Raw genomic sequence first — 14875 nt, forward strand, 5'->3', positions numbered from 1 at the left:
CTATCTCAATAAATTAGTTGATTATTGTTCTTTCTACCGTTTCTTATTTAGAAACCCATCGCAATTCTCATTGTTTCATTAAGAAGGACAGTTCGTTGCATACCCTGTGCATTATTGGTATGTCAAAAATAAAATAAAATCTAAGAAGGTTGTTATGAGTCAAATTGACGCTGATTCGAAAAAAATTCGCTCAAAAATTAGTCCCCCCGTATTTTATACATCTGCCTTGGTCATTTTAGTGATTGTTGGCTTTGCCGCCCTAATGCCTGAAATAGCAGAATCTCATCTAAGTCATCTTCAACAAAATCTATTCAATAACGCTAGCTGGTTCTACATTTTAGCCGTTGCTATCATTCTATTGAGTGTGACTTATCTGGGACTCTCTCGGTATGGGCAAATAAAATTAGGTCCTGACCATGCACAGCCTAACTTTAGTTATGTTTCGTGGTTTGCGATGCTGTTTTCGGCAGGTATGGGTATTGGTTTAATGTTTTTCGGCGTTGCAGAGCCTGTTATGCACTATCTCAATCCGCCGGTTGGTGATCCTCAAACAGTTGAAGCCGCTAAAGAAGCCATGCGTTTAACCTTTTTCCACTGGGGTCTACATGCTTGGGCAATCTATGCCATTGTTGCCCTGATCCTCGCTTTTTTCAGCTACCGTCATGGGCTACCGTTGACGCTACGCTCTGCGCTTTACCCTATCATTGGTGACCGTATTTATGGCCCTATTGGCCATTTTGTCGATATTTTTGCGGTTGTGGGTACGGTTTTTGGTGTCGCCACTTCACTTGGTTTTGGGGTTTTACAAGTTAATGCAGGGATGAACCATCTGTTTGGTTTGCCTGTAACCCCCATGATCCAAGTTGGTTTAATCGTTCTATTTACCTCACTGGCAACACTGTCTGTCGTTTCAGGGCTCGACAAAGGCATTCGTATTCTGTCAGAGCTTAACTTAGGTTTAGCCTTTATCTTACTGCTACTGGTACTCATTCTTGGTCCAACTGTTTTACTGTTAAAATCCTTTGTTGAAAATACAGGCGGTTATTTATCCGAGATAGTGAATAAAACATTCAATTTGTATGCTTATGAACCTAAATCGAGCGATTGGTTAGGTGGGTGGACGTTACTCTATTGGGGCTGGTGGCTGTCTTGGTCACCTTTTGTCGGTATGTTTATTGCCCGAATTTCCCGTGGCCGTACTATTCGTGAGTTTGTTACTGGTGTGCTGTTTGTTCCCGCTGGCTTCACATTAATGTGGATGACATTTTTCGGTAATACTGCGATTGATCTGATAAAAAACCAAGGGGCTGTAAAATTAGCTGAAACTGTTCAGTCTGATGTTTCATTGGCGTTATTTGAATTTTTAACCTATTTCCCCTTCTCTACCGTGTTATCCTTCTTTGCCATGATCATGGTTGTCGTGTTTTTTGTCACCTCTGCTGACTCAGGCGCAATGGTGGTTGATACTTTAGCATCAGGTGGGGATTCAGATACCCCTGTTTGGCAACGTATTTTCTGGGCAGGTCTGATGGGTGTCGTTGCCATCACTTTATTACTCGCAGGTGGCTTACAGGCATTGCAAACATTAACTATTGCCAGCGCCTTACCTTTCGCTATGGTATTACTTGTTGCTATCTATGGCTTATTTAAAGCATTACGTGTTGATGCCTATAAACGTGATAGTCAGCAATTAGCAACTATTGCACCAACCGCCAGTCGTAACCCTATTCCATGGCAGCGTCGCTTACGTAACATCGCCTATTTCCCGAAACGTAATCAGGTAAAACGTTTCTTAGGTGAAGTTGTTTATCCATCAATGGAAATGGTCTCTGAAGAACTAGCTAAACAGGGAACTGCTTGCCATATCCATAATGAGAAAGATGACAGAATTGGTTTTGAAGTCGATTTAGGCGAAGACATGAATTTCTTATATGAAGTTCGCCTACGTTATTACGTACAACCTGCATTTGCTCTTGCTGGAATGGGTACTGATAATGACGATGAAAAAAGTGAAGAACAGAAATACTACCGAGCGGAAATTCACTTAAAAGAAGGAGGTCAAGATTATGATGTGATGGGCTGGACTAAAGAGCAAATCATCCATGATATTCTCGATCAGTACGAAAAACATATTCACTTCTTACACTTACTCGGTAAGTAATAATAAATCTCCTCCGGCATAGCCGGAGGAGATTTATTTCATACTGAAAATCTGAACCCGTTTAAGCGCTTTCTCTTTTATCTACAATATTACTGTAGTCAGGGCTTTCTAGCGCGATCAATTCATCAAGCAATTCCGTTAAGCGCTGCATTTTTTCATGAGAAAACGCTTGTTCGATTTTTTGATAACCTTCTTCCACTTCTTGGCGTGCTTTATCATAAAGCTCCTGCCCATTAGGTGTCAGAGAAACATACAGTTTGCGCTGATCATTGAGTGGCTTTAAACGAAAAATTAACCCCTCACGTTCCATTCGAGTCAAAATACCCGTCAAACTCGGGCGAAGAATGCAGGTTTGAACTGATAACTCATGGAAATCAATAGAGCGCTTATCCGCAAGTACTCGAATAATACGCCATTGCTGTTCAGTCAAATTGTATGACTTTAAAATAGGCCGAAAGAACCCCATTGCAGTCTCTCTTGCCTGTAATAATGCAATTGTCAATGATTCATGCATAAGCCTAAAACCCACCACTCTTAAATGTTTAATTAGCACCAAGTCACTGGTACCACTTCATGTGTTACACCTTTACATCGTAAATTCACGTTCGGTGATAGATAGCTCTATTCACTTAAAAGCAAGGTTAGCACGGTAAAATAACAATCACAAAGAAAAACCCTAAAATATTAATGAGTAAATAATTTACTTACACACGGAAAAGTTAATGAAAAGTTACATCAAAAAATAATTTAAAATATCAACATAATGAATATCAAATACTTATATGCAAACAATCTGAATATGTTAAAGAGATCACAATTAAAATTAACAAATGCATTAGCCTATTGCCAATTCCGAATTAATACATTATTAATATATTAACAATCATTCAAAATCTTCGATTTTTAGTAAGGAGTTGTCAATGAAAGGCACTGTTTTTGCCGTTGCCCTCAATCACCAAAGCCAAATTACACACTGGCATGAGGCTTTCGGGCAAGCCCCTTATAAAACCCCACCTAAAACACCCGTGTGGTTTATCAAGCCGCGTAATACGCTAATTAATTCAGGCGATAATATTTTGCACCCTGCTGGTGAGACCGTAAAAAGTGGTGCAACACTTGCTTTAATCATTGGTAAAGATGCACGTAAAGTCAGCCAAGCAGAAGCAAAACATTACATTGCTGGTTTTGCATTAGCTAATGAAGTTAGTCTGCCTGAAGATTCATTTTATCGCCCCGCTATTAAAGCCAAATGCTGTGATAGCTTCTGCCCAATTGGTGAGATGGTTGAGACAACCTTGTCCTCTCCTGTTGAAATAGTCACACTGATTAACGACAAAGAAGTCGATCGCTGGTCTACCAAAGATCTGGTTCGTGATGCCTATCAATTAGTCGCTGCATTGAGTGAATTCGCAACATTAAAAGCAGGTGATGTGATCCTAATTGGTACTCCTCATCAACGCGCCACCATCCAGCCGGGTGATCAAGTGGTTATACAAGCAGAGGGCTTCCCAAGCTTAAGCAATCACGTTGTTGTGGCAGGAGGACAGTCATAATGAAACACGCCAAAATTCGTTATCAAGGTAACGAGTACTCAGTAACAGTTGGTGATAACGAAGAAATCACACTGCCAAATGGCCAAGTCATTGCAGGTGATGATGCGAATATTGAGTGGCTACCGCCAGTAAGAGGCACGCTGTTTGCCCTTGGCTTAAACTACGCCGATCATGCTACAGAACTCGATTTTAAACCACCTGAAGAACCACTGATTTTTATCAAAGCAGACAACACACTAACAGGTCATCGTCAAGTTTCAGTTCGCCCTGATAATGTCGACTATATGCATTATGAATCAGAGCTTGTGGTGGTAATCGGTAAACCAGCACATAAAGTTTCACAAGAAGATGCTATGGACTATGTGGCAGGCTACACCGTATGTAATGACTATGCGATCCGTGACTATTTAGAAAACTATTATCGCCCAAACCTGCGCGTGAAAAGCCGCGATACCTTAACGCCTATCGGCCCTTGGGTTATCGATAAAGATCAGATTAAAGATCCGCACAACCTTGCACTTTACACCTATGTGAATGGTGAATTACGCCAAAAAGGCACCACTGCGGATCTGATTTTCAATATCCCATTTTTAATTGCCTACCTCAGTGACTTTATGACACTGCAACCAGGCGACATGATCGCAACAGGAACACCGAAAGGGCTTTCCGATGTGGTACCGGGTGATGAAGTCATTGTTGAAGTCGAAGGTGTTGGCAGGCTGATCAACTACATTGTCAGCGAAAAAGAATATGAGGAACGAGTGTAATGACTAAGATTAATCATTGGATCAATGGCAAAAACGTTGCCAGCAAAGAATACTTCCAAACCACCAGCCCTGCTACTGGCGAAGTGCTAGCTGAAGTAGCTTCTGGCGGACAAGATGAAATCAACCAAGCCGTTGCTGCTGCAAAAGAAGCCTTCCCTAAATGGGCAAATACGCCAATGAAAGAGCGCGCACGTTTGATGCGTCGCCTTGGCGAGCTGATCGACCAAAATGTGCCTCAAATCGCTGAAATGGAGACCCAAGATACAGGCTTACCAATTCACCAAACCAAAAACGTGCTGATCCCACGTGCTTCTCATAACTTTGAGTTCTTTGCAGAAATTTGCCAACAGATGAATGGTCGTACCTACCCTGTTGACGACAAAATGATGAACTACACGCTGATCCAGCCAGTTGGTGTTTGTGCACTTATTTCACCATGGAACGTGCCATTTATGACAGCAACATGGAAAACGGCACCTTGTTTAGCGTTAGGTAACACCGCGGTGTTAAAAATGTCAGAACTATCACCTCTATCAGCAAACCGCTTAGGTGAACTGGCACTGGAGGCAGGTATCCCAGCAGGTGTTCTCAACGTAGTTCAAGGCTATGGCAGCACTGCTGGCGATGCATTGGTTAAACACCATGATGTACGTGCAGTTTCCTTTACAGGTGGCACCGCAACAGGCCGCATGATCATGCAAAATGCAGGTCTGAAAAAATACTCAATGGAACTCGGCGGTAAATCTCCAGTTCTGGTATTCGAAGATGCCGATATTGAGCGTGCATTAGATGCCGCTCTGTTTACTATTTTCTCCATTAATGGCGAGCGTTGTACTGCGGGTTCACGCATTTTTATCCAAGAGAGTATCTACCCTGAGTTTGTTAAGCGCTTTGCTGAGCGAGCAAATCGCCTAATCGTCGGTGACCCAACGGATCCGAAAACACAAGTGGGTGCACTGATCAGCGAACAACATTGGAACAAAGTTTCTGGTTATATTCGTCTTGGAGTTGAAGAAGGTGCAACATTACTTGCAGGTGGCCCAGACAAACCAACCGACCTACCTGCTCATCTGAAAAACGGTAATTTCTTGCGCCCAACAGTATTGGCTGACGTTGATAACCGCATGCGTGTTGCCCAAGAAGAGATCTTTGGACCCGTCGCGTGTTTGATCCCATTCAAGTCAGAAGAAGATGGGTTACGTATGGCTAATGATGTTGAGTACGGACTAGCTTCCTATATTTGGACACAAGATGTCAGCAAAATCCTGCGATTATCTCGCAGTATCGAAGCCGGTATGGTGTTTGTGAATACGCAAAACGTACGTGACTTACGTCAACCATTTGGTGGTGTTAAAGCATCTGGCGTAGGTCGTGAAGGCGGTGAATACAGCTTTGAAGTATTTGCTGAAATGAAAAACGTTTGTATTTCCTACGGGGATCATAATATTCCTCGTTGGGGTGTGTAATTTATTGAAATACTAAAAACCAATATTAATTCAACATAATGCCCTATTACAGTTCGAGCAATCGCCTTTGGTTTCTGCTCGGACTCTCACAGGGGAGGTAAGGACTTATGGGTAAGTTAGCACTAGCGGCAAAAATCACACATGTTCCATCCATGTACCTGTCAGAATTACCCGGCAAACATCACGGCTGCCGTCAGTCCGCAATTGATGGTCACAAAGAAATTAGCCGTCGCTGCCGCGAGCTCGGCGTTGATACCATCATTGTTTTTGATACGCACTGGTTAGTTAACAGTGCTTATCATATTAACTGTGCAGATCACTTTGAAGGGATCTACACCAGTAACGAACTACCTCACTTTATTCGTGATATGGAATATGAATATGAGGGTAATTCAGCACTGGGACGTATGATTGGTGAGGAAGCCCGTAAATTAGGTGTTCGAGCACAATCACATGAAATTCCAAGCCTGACTTTAGAGTATGCCACTCTCGTTCCTATGCGTTATATGAATAGTGATCGCCATTTTAAAGTGATCTCTATCTCTGCTTTCTGTACATCTCACCGTTTTGAAGACAGTCGTAAGCTCGGTGAAGCGGTACTGACTGCGATTGAAAAATATGATGGCACTGTTGCAGTGCTGGCAAGTGGCTCACTATCACACCGTTTTATTGATGACCATCGCGCAGAAGAAGGGATGAACAACTATACCCGCGAATTTGATGAGCAAATGGATAAACGTGTTGTGAAGCTGTGGCGTGAAGGCCGTTTCAATGAGTTCTGTAAAATGTTACCTGAATATGCTGACTACTGTTATGGCGAAGGCCATATGCACGATACGGTGATGCTATTAGGCATGTTGGGTTGGGATAAATATGCAGAAAAAGTTGAAGTGCTGACCGATTTGTTCCCTAGTTCAGGTACAGGTCAAATCAACGCCATCTTCCCATTACCTAGCTATATTACTGACAAACAACAAACCACTGCTTAGGAGTCATCATGCCTCATTTTATTGCTGAGTGTACTGACAACATTCGTGAACATGCAAAACTACCTGAGCTGTTTTCAAAGGTCAATAATGCGCTCGCGGGCACAGGTATTTTTCCTCTTGGTGGGATCCGCAGCCGTGCTATTTGGTTAGACACTTGGCAAATGGCCGATGGTAAGCATGACTATGCCTTTGTTCACATGACACTCAAAATTGGTGCGGGTCGTTCTCTTGAAGATCGCCAAAAAACGGGTGAATTACTATTTGCATTAATCAAAGAGCACTTCGCTCAGTTGATGAATGATAGATACCTTGCTCTGTCTTTTACCATGGAAGAGTTAGACCCCGTGCTGAATTATAAACAAAACAATGTTCATGCATTGTTTAAGTAAGGAATAGCGATGTCGACTGCATTCGATAAACATATCCCTCGCTATCTAATCCCATTATTAGGGTCATTAGTGGCTTTTGGGCCGTTATCGATCGACATGTATCTACCTGCATTACCGCAAATGGGGGTCGACCTCCATGCAAGCCAAGGGCAGATGCAGTACACACTCGGTGCATTTTTCACCGGTTTCTGTATTGGCATGCTGTTTTATGGGCCACTTAGCGACATCCTTGGACGTCGTAAAATGTTGTTAAGTGGCCTCACTATTTTTACGCTGGCAAGTTTGCTATGCGCACAAGCCACTTCGGCTGAGGCCTTAATTGCTTTTAGGGCATTACAAGCATTTGGTAGTGGTGCAGCGATCGTGATGGCGAGAGCGATTGCAAGAGATGTTTATCCAATAGGTGCATTACCTAAAGTATTGTCTTTAATGACCTTAGTCACCATGATAGCCCCACTACTCGCGCCTTTGCTTGGCGGTTTTTTGCTTATTCACTTTCAGTGGCAAGCGATCTTCTATCTTCTTGCACTAATTGGTCTTTGTTCTGCGGGCTGTATTTTCGTTTTGCTCCCAGAAACCCTTACGCATCAAACGGGTTCTAAAAATTTACTTAGCGTCGCGTTTCATAATTACGCTCAGGTATTAAATGACCGAGAAGCCATGAGCATCATTGGTACCATGGCATTTTCTTTCGCAGGTATGTTTGCGTTTATCAGCGGCTCACCTTTTGTTTATATCCAATATTTTGGGGTGTCTGAGCAGTATTACGGGCTACTATTTGGCTGCAATATACTTGGTATGATCGCTGTATTGCTACTGAATGTTCGATTGCTCAAAGTCTATAATTTAACCCGTATCCTCTGCTTTCAAAGCGGGGCTCAATTGCTGTTCGGTGTGTTATTACTTATTTTCTACCAGCAAAGCCTGCCTATTATTGTTATTCTGGTCGTGCTGTTTTTATCAATGGTCAATGCTATCGGTACAAACAGTTTATCACTGTTATTGCAGCATCGAGGAAAAATTGCAGGCAGCGCTAGTGCACTCGCGATTTCTATACAGTTTGCATTGGCAGCAATTGCAAGTGTTGCAGTTTCTGTACTACAGGATGAATCCCCATTTGCTATGGCACTGGTTATGGCTGTCTGTGCCGGACTCAGTTTCACTAGCCAACGTTTTTCGGCTAGAAATGTCCACTCACAGTTAGTTTCAGTGTCTTCGGAGAAAAAAGAGAAATGAGTATTAACGTTAATTCTACCTTATTCCGCCAGCAGGCTTATATCAACGGTCAATGGGTCAATGCCAACGATAATAGCCAGTTTGATGTCACTAACCCTGCTAACGGCGAAATCATTGCTAAGGTCAGTAATGTAGGTGCAGCACAAACCCAGCAAGCGATTGATGCAGCAGAAAAAGCGCTGCCAGCTTGGCGTGCCAAAAGTGCTAAAGAACGTAGCCAAATCCTTAACAAATGGTTCCGACTGATGATGGATAATCAAAAAGAACTTGCGGAGCTATTGAGTTGGGAACAAGGTAAATCTATCACTGAATCAATGGGTGAAATTGCTTATGGTGCAAGTTTTATCGAATGGTTTGCTGAAGAAGGTAAACGTGTTTACGGTGAAACCATTCCTTCTCCACTCCCTGGCCGCCGCTTAGTCACCATCAAACAGCCTGTTGGTGTCGTCGCTGCAATCACTCCATGGAATTTCCCGAATGCGATGATCACCCGTAAGGTCGGCCCTGCACTAGCAGCTGGCTGTACTATGGTACTTAAACCTGCGGCTGAAACACCATTATCTGCTCTTGCGCTCGCGGCATTAGGTGAAGAGGCAGGGATCCCTGCTGGTGTCTTCAATATTGTACCGGGTACTGATGCCAAAGCTATCGGTGGCGTGATGACCGCGAGTCCAGTTGTGCGCAAGCTGACATTTACGGGCTCAACCCGTGTGGGTAAATTACTGATGGCACAATGTGCTGACACAGTGAAAAAATTGTCATTAGAGCTGGGTGGTAACGCACCATTTATCGTCTTTGATGATGCTGATCTAGATGCCGCCGTTCAAGGTGCATTAGCAGCTAAATTCCGTAACAGTGGGCAAACTTGTGTCTGCGCTAACCGAATTTTAGTTCAAGAAGGTGTTTACGAAGAATTTGCGAAGCGTCTGGCAAAAGCAGTGAATGAACTGAAAATCGGCCCAGCGTCCCAAGCCGATTCACAACAAGGCCCTCTGATTAATCAAGCTGCTGTCGATAAAGTCAACGAACACATTACTGATGCAGTATCTAAAGGTGCTCGAGTGCTCGCGGGTGGTAAATCCGCATCATTAGGCGGTTTGTTCTTTGAACCGACTGTGCTGGCTGATGTGACTGAATCGATGATTGTTGCAAAAGAAGAAACATTCGGCCCATTAGCACCATTATTTAAATTCCGCGATGAACAAGAAGCTATCCAACTAGCCAATGATACTGAGTTTGGTTTGGCATCTTATTTCTACTCACGGGATATTGGTCGTATTTATCGTGTCGCTGAAGCGTTAGAAAGCGGCATGGTAGGTATCAATGAAGGCATTATCTCAAATGAAGTCGCCCCATTTGGTGGCATTAAACAATCAGGTCTGGGACGTGAAGGTTCACGTTACGGAATTGAAGATTATCTGGAAGTGAAATACCTCTGCTTTGGTGGGCTTTCTAACTAACTTAGGTCAGTTACCGCACTACGCTAACAGTGTAGTGCGGATTTATACTCTAAATAATTCGAGTTGCAGGTAGGCGACAAGTGAAGATAGACGATGAGCATAGATAAACTATGTGATTCGGTGAGCTTAGCGTAGTCCCTTAAATCTTAACGAAAAGCCCTGCAACTTGAAGTATGACGAGTATAAAAGCCTCTAGCGTTTCTTGCGTTAACAGCAGAAATCAACAGGAGCAATATTCGCATGTTACAAAAAGATGTTATATCGCAAGTTGCACAACGCCTTAATCAGGCCGAAAAAAATCGTGAGCAGATCCGCCAAATTTCCTTGGATCATCCAGAAATTACGATTGAAGATGCCTACGCTATCCAACGTGAATGGGTTGGCTTGAAGATTGCTGAAGGGCGTTCACTTAAAGGCCATAAAATTGGTCTAACCTCTAAAGCGATGCAGGCCAGTTCACAGATTGATGAACCTGACTATGGTGCACTTCTTGACGATATGTTTTTTGATGATGGCTGTGAAATTCCAACAGACCGCTTTATCGTACCGCGTATTGAAGTAGAACTCGCTTTTGTTTTAGCAAAACCATTAAGTGGCCCTAATTGCACACTGTTTGATGTTTATAACGCAACCGACTATGTAATACCAGCGCTTGAATTGATTGACGCTCGTTGCCATGGTATCGATCCTGAAACAAAGCGCCCGCGCAAAGTGTTCGACACCATTTCAGATAATGCTGCCAATGGCGCCGTTATTTTAGGTGGGAGACCCATCAAACCTCGTGATCTTGATTTACGTTGGATCAGTGCCCTGCTTTATCGCAATGGTGTGATTGAAGAATCAGGTGTCGCTGCTGCGGTTCTCAATCATCCTGCAAATGGTGTTGCTTGGTTAGCCAATAAATTAGCACCACACAATGTCCAGTTAGAAGCAGGCCAAATTATCTTAGGTGGCTCTTTCACTCGCCCTGTTGCAGCTCGTAAAGGAGACGTATTCCATGTTGATTATGGTGTAATGGGCTCAGTTAGCTGCCGTTTTGTATAAGGAAATCATCATGGATATTTTACATAACAAGTTTAAACAAGCGTTGAAAGAACAGCGTCCACAGATTGGATTATGGTTAGGTTTATGCAGTTCATATAGCGCGGAATTAGTCGCTGGGGCAGGCTTTGATTGGCTACTGATAGATGGTGAACATGCCCCAAATAACGTGCAAACCACACTGACTCAATTACAAGCCATAGCGCCATATCCATCGCAGCCAGTGGTTAGGCCGCCTTGGAATGATCCGGTTATTATTAAACAATTATTAGATATTGGTGCACAAACATTATTACTACCCATGGTGCAAAATGCAGAGCAAGCACAACAAGCGGTTCGCTCGACACGCTATCCACCAGAGGGGATCCGTGGAGTTGGCAGTGCCTTAGCAAGAGCTTCACGTTGGAACCGCATCCCTGATTACCTAAAACGCGCCAATGATGAAATGTGTGTGATCGTACAGGTTGAAACTCGTGAAGCAATAAATAACCTTGCTGATATTTTGCAAGTTGAAGGGATTGATGGAGTATTTATTGGGCCTGCTGATCTCAGTGCCGATATGGGCTTTTCTGGTAATCCAAACCACCCTGAAGTTAAAGCTGTGATCGAAAAAGCCATCGTACAAATTCGTGCTGCGGGCGTAGCTCCAGGTATTTTAATGGCAGTTCCGGATGTCGCAGATCATTATTTAAAACTAGGTGCATTATTTGTTGCTGTAGGCGTTGATACTACGCTGCTAGCTCGTGGAGCAGAATCACTTGCCGCACGCTTTGGTAAAGCGATTTCTGAGGGTGCTCCAAGTACGCCTAGTGTGTATTAATCATAAAGAGTAAATATGCTATCTGGTACAAATTACCCTACAACTACATGTATCTGATAGCTAGTAATAACCAATATTAACAACCAACATACCTTTAGGGCAGACATTATTGTATGGCTGCCTAACGGATTTTTGTGCCCATAATAGCATTAAATGCATATAAATGAGGGATTTACAAAATGAGCAATACATCAAACATTGCTGAGAAAAACCCGGCAGAACAGCATAAAAACTTAACAGAACCACAACAACGCGTTATTAAAAAGTTATTTCGTCGATTAATTGTCTTTTTATTTGTGCTGTTTGTTTTCTCTTTCCTTGACCGCATTAATATTGGTTTTGCGGGACTAACCATGGGGAAAGATATTGGCCTGACTTCCACCATGTTTGGCCTTGCTGCAACCTTATTCTATGCAACCTATGTTATTTTTGGTATTCCTAGCAACATCATGTTAGGTATTGTAGGCGCACGCCGTTGGATTGCCACCATCATGGTGCTCTGGGGAATAGCGTCAACTGCAACCATGTTTGCCACGGGCCCGACTAGTCTATATGTTTTACGCATGTTAGTGGGTGTCGCTGAAGCAGGCTTCTTACCGGGGATCCTTGTTTATCTTACTTATTGGTTTCCAGCCTATTTCCGCGCTCGTGCCAATGCCTTATTCATGGTCGCAATGCCTGTAACGATGGCATTTGGCTCTCTAGCTTCTGGTTACATTTTAGGCTTAGATGGTGTTTTAAATCTTAAGGGCTGGCAATGGCTGTTTCTGCTGGAAGGCTTCCCATCCGTAATTTTAGGTGTTCTTGTTTGGTTTTATCTTGATGATTCGCCAGCCAAAGCAAAATGGTTGACCAAAGAAGATAAAGAAAGCCTCCAAGAAATGATGGATCAAGATAGGCTAGAGCTAGTACAACCACAGGGTGCAAAAAGCCATAGTGCATTACAAAACACAAGCTTATGGAAAGAGATTTTTACCCCTGTTGTTCTTATGTATACCGTGGCTTATTTCTGCCTGACCAATACGCTCAGTGCTATTAATATTTGGACGCCACAAATTATGCAGAGCTTTAATCAAGGCAGTAGTAACGCCATGATCGGCTTACTTACAGCAATCCCTCAGTTCTGTACGATATTAGGTATGGTATATTGGAGTCGGCGTTCTGATAGGCTACAAGAACGTAAAATGCACACTGCACTCCCTTATTTATTTGCCGCCGCAGGATGGGTCATCGCAGCACTGACACACCAGCCAATGATCCAATTACTCGGTATTATTATGGCATCAACGGGGTCATTTACAGCGATGGCGGTGTTCTGGACCACACCAGACCAATCAATTAGTTTACGTGCACGTGCCGTAGGTATTGCGGTTATTAATGCCACCGGTAATATTGGTTCTGCTGTCAGCCCGTTATTGATTGGCTGGCTAAAAGACCAAACTGGCAGCTTTAACTCAGGGCTTTATTTTGTGGCAGGATTACTGGTGATTGGCGCTATATTGGTTGTGCTAATACCCATGAAAAGTTCACGCCCAAGAGCAACCCCTTAAAGAATAATGATCTGGGCCGTGTTTAACGGCTCGGAGGTTGTTGACGAAGCGGGATAAAAGCGTGGTTTTTCCCGCTCCGTGTTATCAGCCGAAAATCAATAAATTGATTTTCCTCGTTTATTCAAAAACCTTAATGACCACCGACAAACAAAATACATTTGTCAGCAGTCTGCGAGCCGTGTTTAACGGCTCGTTTTATAACGTAAAGGATAAATGCGGTGCCATCACTAATAACCAATATCGATATCAGTAAAGATTATGATGAGACACAAGGTAACGATGACGTCCATTATCAAACCTTTGGCAATATGGCCGCATTTTTTGGTCGAGACATGCAAGCTCACCGACACGATGGTTTTTTCCAGCTACATTATCTTGAGACAGGCCATATCACACTACAACTCGATGAACAGCGCTATTCAGTACAAGCTCCGCTATTTATACTTACCCCGCCTTCAATCCCCCATGCCTTTTTTACTCAAGAAGATACGGATGGCCATGTGCTCACTGTTCGACAAGATCTGATTATTCCGTTATTAGAATCGCTTTATCCCGCTAACCCTGATTTGGTAGCGATCCCCGCAATATGCTTATCAGTTGCAGATAAACCTGACGATCTAGAAACCTTTAGCTATTATTGGTCATTAATGGCGCGCGAATCATCAAACAGCTATGCAGGACGGGACCAAGTCCTTTCTTCCCTCGCTCAAGCCTTATTTACTTTTTTACTACGATCTATCCCGCTTGATGACCACCCTGTCAGTGGCGTTAGAGGAGAACATCGTTTATTTCAACGTTTTAACCAACTGATTGATGCACACTACCACGAACACCTTTCTATTCCAGAATACGCTGATAAATTAGGCGTCACAGAATCGCGACTTAAAGATATGTGCCGACGGTTTGCTAACCGCCCACCTAAGAGGCTGATCTTCGATCGTCTATTACGAGAAGCTAAACGCATGCTGCTATTTTGTGATAGCCCTGTATCTGAGATTGCTTATCAACTTGGTTTTAAAGATCCGGCTTACTTTGCCCGCTTCTTTAATCGGCTTGTTGGCGATTCGCCGAGCCAATGGCGTGATAAAAATGTTCATTAACCCTATTGCTCATAAATCATCTGACTAGTAACACAGAAATGTTTTATTTGTTCATTGGTTAGCCCACTTTTTATTCTTTGCGAACAATAAAAAAACAAAATAATTGGCATTATATATCAATAAGTAACCACTTCTATTTTTAGCGCTTTTAATACTATTTAAAATTTATTTAAAATAATTATAAATATTGGACAAATTAACAACAACTATTTATTAAATATTCATAACTACTCCATAATTAAAAATCAAATCATAAAGTTAAAGGACGTATCTCTCTAGATTATTTACATATTATCAATTAAATTTATTTAGTTAATATTATAACTAAATATTATATCAAAAT

General features: G+C 42.7%; 13 protein-coding genes. 12 read left to right on the plus strand and 1 reads right to left on the minus strand.

Translation table 11 applies throughout. The features are described from left to right. The first annotated feature begins 154 nt into the window (after positions 1-154). Entirely contained in the window at positions 155-2161 is a 2007-nt protein-coding gene (locus tag AC3Z9T_RS13570) for a BCCT family transporter (protein ID WP_490126647.1), read from the plus strand. A gap of 61 nt (positions 2162-2222) precedes the next feature. On the opposite strand, the gene hpaR is transcribed toward AC3Z9T_RS13570, so the two are convergent. Continuing rightward, positions 2223-2675: a homoprotocatechuate degradation operon regulator HpaR gene (hpaR, locus tag AC3Z9T_RS13575; protein ID WP_490126648.1), complete on the minus strand. Its 453-nt coding sequence runs from the start codon at positions 2673-2675 to the stop codon at positions 2223-2225. 406 nt (positions 2676-3081) lie between these two features. On the opposite strand from hpaR, the gene AC3Z9T_RS13580 reads away from it, so the two are divergent. The 11 genes from AC3Z9T_RS13580 to hpaA all read left to right on the plus strand — a co-directional run bounded on the left by AC3Z9T_RS13580 (position 3082) and on the right by hpaA (position 14532). After that, entirely contained in the window at positions 3082-3714 is a 633-nt protein-coding gene (locus AC3Z9T_RS13580) for a fumarylacetoacetate hydrolase family protein (RefSeq protein ID WP_490126649.1), read from the plus strand. Beyond that, positions 3714-4481, plus strand: a complete 768-nt coding sequence (locus tag AC3Z9T_RS13585) for a fumarylacetoacetate hydrolase family protein (protein WP_490126650.1) — start codon at positions 3714-3716, stop codon at positions 4479-4481. Before AC3Z9T_RS13580 ends, AC3Z9T_RS13585 begins: the two co-directional genes overlap by 1 nt. Beyond that, on the plus strand, positions 4481-5947 hold the full coding sequence (gene hpaE / locus AC3Z9T_RS13590; protein WP_490126651.1) for a 5-carboxymethyl-2-hydroxymuconate semialdehyde dehydrogenase: 1467 nt from the start codon (positions 4481-4483) through the stop codon (positions 5945-5947). Before AC3Z9T_RS13585 ends, hpaE begins: the two co-directional genes overlap by 1 nt. A gap of 107 nt (positions 5948-6054) precedes the next feature. Beyond that, positions 6055-6936, plus strand: a complete 882-nt coding sequence (gene hpaD, locus AC3Z9T_RS13595; protein WP_490126652.1) for a 3,4-dihydroxyphenylacetate 2,3-dioxygenase — start codon at positions 6055-6057, stop codon at positions 6934-6936. A gap of 8 nt (positions 6937-6944) precedes the next feature. Next, entirely contained in the window at positions 6945-7325 is a 381-nt protein-coding gene (locus AC3Z9T_RS13600; RefSeq protein WP_490126653.1) for a 5-carboxymethyl-2-hydroxymuconate Delta-isomerase, read from the plus strand. A 9-nt stretch (positions 7326-7334) separates the two neighbouring features. Continuing rightward, a complete protein-coding gene (locus tag AC3Z9T_RS13605) occupies positions 7335-8561 on the plus strand; it encodes a Bcr/CflA family multidrug efflux MFS transporter (RefSeq protein ID WP_490126654.1) in 1227 nt (408 codons plus the stop codon). Continuing rightward, on the plus strand, positions 8558-10021 hold the full coding sequence (locus AC3Z9T_RS13610) for an NAD-dependent succinate-semialdehyde dehydrogenase (RefSeq protein WP_490126655.1): 1464 nt from the start codon (positions 8558-8560) through the stop codon (positions 10019-10021). The genes AC3Z9T_RS13605 and AC3Z9T_RS13610 overlap by 4 nt, the downstream gene beginning before the upstream one ends. A gap of 240 nt (positions 10022-10261) precedes the next feature. Next, the gene (gene hpaH, locus AC3Z9T_RS13615) at positions 10262-11065 is read left to right on the plus strand and encodes a 2-oxo-hept-4-ene-1,7-dioate hydratase (protein WP_490126656.1); all 804 of its coding nucleotides are present in this window, start codon (positions 10262-10264) and stop codon (positions 11063-11065) included. Between the two features lie 10 nt (positions 11066-11075). After that, positions 11076-11882, plus strand: coding sequence for a 4-hydroxy-2-oxoheptanedioate aldolase (gene hpaI / locus AC3Z9T_RS13620; protein WP_490126657.1), 807 nt, complete (start codon positions 11076-11078; stop codon positions 11880-11882). Between the two features lie 179 nt (positions 11883-12061). Continuing rightward, positions 12062-13432: a 4-hydroxyphenylacetate permease gene (hpaX, locus tag AC3Z9T_RS13625; RefSeq protein ID WP_490126658.1), complete on the plus strand. Its 1371-nt coding sequence runs from the start codon at positions 12062-12064 to the stop codon at positions 13430-13432. 218 nt (positions 13433-13650) lie between these two features. After that, entirely contained in the window at positions 13651-14532 is an 882-nt protein-coding gene (gene hpaA, locus AC3Z9T_RS13630) for a 4-hydroxyphenylacetate catabolism regulatory protein HpaA (protein ID WP_490126659.1), read from the plus strand. The last annotated feature ends 343 nt before the right edge of the window (positions 14533-14875 follow it).

It is taken from the genome of Providencia sp. 6390, assembly GCF_058148425.1.